Annotated in this window: 2 protein-coding genes; one reads left to right on the top strand and one right to left on the bottom strand. The window is 70.7% G+C overall.

What is annotated here, in order from left to right; translation table 11 throughout:
- Positions 1–1,259, bottom strand: a 1,259-nt coding sequence (casA, locus tag ABZ281_RS46265; RefSeq protein WP_356664503.1) for a type I-E CRISPR-associated protein Cse1/CasA, incomplete at its 3' end; no start/stop codon positions are given.
- A 530-nt stretch (positions 1,260–1,789) separates the two neighbouring features.
- Between casA and ABZ281_RS46260 the strand changes: the two genes are divergently transcribed.
- On the top strand, positions 1,790–2,352 hold a 563-nt coding region (locus ABZ281_RS46260; protein WP_356664501.1), incomplete at its 3' end, for an RNA-binding domain-containing protein.

The raw sequence follows: 2,352 nt of genomic DNA, 5'->3' as shown, positions 1-2,352 counted from the left end.
AGCTGCCTGGCCCAGGTCTCGGCGCTGCGGTGGGCGGCGGCGATCGCGGCCGCGCTGTCGGGGTCGGCTTCGGCGAGGTGCCGCAGCACGGGCGGGGTGGTGGCGCTGTACCAGGCGCGGTCGAGGTCGCGGCGCTCCTGGTCCCAGCCCAGGGCGCGGACGCCGAGGTGGGCGAGGAGGTCGGGGTCGAGCTCGGCGAGGTGGTCGAAGACGGTAGGACGGCGCAGGGTGTTCTTGTCGCCGGGCCGCTCGTGGAGCAGGAGGGCGTCCAGGTCGCGCCAGACGGCGCGGCTGCGGGAGGCGCGCAAGGGGCCGCCGGTGTCGCGTTCGATGACGTACGGGTCGGTCGCGGGCGGGAGATCGGTGGTGGTGCCCCAGGTGATCCGGCATCCGACGGTCCGGCCGGTGTCGTCGCCGTTCAGCAGGACGGCGTGAGCGGCGCGCCCGGCAAGAAGGGAGGCGGGCCCGGCGGGTGGCTGAGCAGCCAGGGGATCGGGGAGGTCCTCGTTCTCCCAGGGGGCCAGGTCTGCACCGGGGTTGGTGGGCCAGGCGCTTGGTGCGGGGACGGAGAGGACGAGGGAGGTGAACAGGCTGTCGGGGTGGTGAGGGAAGTAGGAGATGACGGCTCGGTGGGGGCCGGCCTTCACGATGTGGCTGCTGCGGCCGCCGCGGCTACGCGTCCCGGCGGTTCCGGAAGGGCCGTAGCCGAGCCAGGCCAGCAGCCAGGCGATCGCATCCCTCGCGCCGACGGGGACATCCTGCGGGGTGGAATCCGTCCACAGGGCGTTCGCGCCGGACGCCCGGGTCATCACCAGCCGTCCGGGGGACGCCATGTCCCCTCCCTCATCGGCGAGGCGCGGGTCCTGGAGGAACGGGCGGGGTCCGCCGTACAGGCGCCACCGCTCTGGTGCCGGGTCGAAGTAGGCGGCGAGCTGGTACGTGTCGAAGTGTCCGTGCTCCAGGAGGTCCTCGCGGGCGTCGAGCCACGTCTCGCCGTGCGGGGTGTCGAGGCCGCCGACGCGGAGGGTGATCGCTGCCAGGACGCGGCGCCACATCGCCTCGATCGGTGGTTCGGGCACGTCGAGATCGGCCAGCAGATGCGCGGCGGCCAGCAGAGACCGAAGGCCGACCACGGCCGTTGCTCCGTCCGTCGCACCGGGGACCAAGTCGGCCAGCTCCTCGGTCTCGTCCGCCGTGAGGCCAGCGCGGACGCGGACCGGGACACAGGGGTCACGGTCAACACGAAATGGGTGCAGCATTGGTGCTCCTTCCTCCTACTCCAACAACCTCCCGGAGCGACGTCAGTGCAGCTCAGGGCAGTGACCGAGCGTCATGGAAGCAGCCACTACGACATGGCGCAAAACAGTCGCACTGGCCGGATACTGACGAGGCGTCCCGTTGTCAGAGGTGGTGGGTAAGGTCCGGCGACTCGCCACCGGGCGGGCTGGCGACCGCTCCTGCGAGGCCTCGTGCCGAACAACCCCCAGCTGCTGCACTTGGGGCCCAGGTCTTCGCCAACTGCTCGGACTTATAACCTCTGCTGACGGTGCGGCAATTGGCGGCACTCACGTGGAGAGGCAGGTCTGCGAACCGCAGAGACTTTAGGCTTTCACAGTGAGCCTCACGGATGCATGTCGCCGCGCCACGGTGGAGGGCCCACGCGCATTGACAGCCGACATGTGAGATATGGCACAGCACCGGCGCACTGCCCGGCTGGCCGGCGCGGCCGTGCGTAAGCGTGAACTTCCGATCTGGTGGCCCGCGGTGTGTAGCGGTGGATACTGCCGGGATGGTGAAGGATCTGAAGGGTGTGCTGGCCGCGCTGGACGCCCAGGAGCCGGGCTCTCTGCTCGGATTGCGCGAGACGCAGTGGGTCGACGCGAAGAGCGGCCCGTACCAGCTGGCGGACCCCAAGGCGGTCGAGGAGCTCACCAAGGACGTCGCGGCGTTCGCCAACGGGGGCGGCGGGGTCATCGTCATCGGCGTCGCCACCCGCCCCGACCACGACGAGGAGGTCCTGGCGCACATCGTCGGAGTCGATCCGGCCGCCGTTAACGTGGACCAGATCCGCAAGCTGATCCGTCAACGGATCACACCGGCTCCTCGCGGCGTGCGGATCGGATGGTCCGGTGCGGACGGCGAGCGGGTGCTGTTCATCGACGTCCCCGCCCAGGCAGTCGACACGCTCTTCGTCGTGCCGGCGCCGGTGGGCAAACCCGGTTCGCCGCGCACGGACACGGTCGCCGTGCCGATGCGGGACGGCGATAGCACGTACTGGCTGCCACGGAGCGAGATCCAGCAGCTGCTCTCCGCCGGTGTTCGGGCCTTGGGCATGCCCACCGCCCAGGCCCT

This window comes from Streptomyces sp. NPDC006265 (assembly GCF_040613555.1).
In the GTDB taxonomy this organism is placed as follows: Bacteria; Actinomycetota; Actinomycetes; order Streptomycetales; family Streptomycetaceae; genus Streptomyces.
Note: the sequence above shows the minus strand (reverse complement) of the source record. Positions and strands in the feature narration are given on the sequence as shown.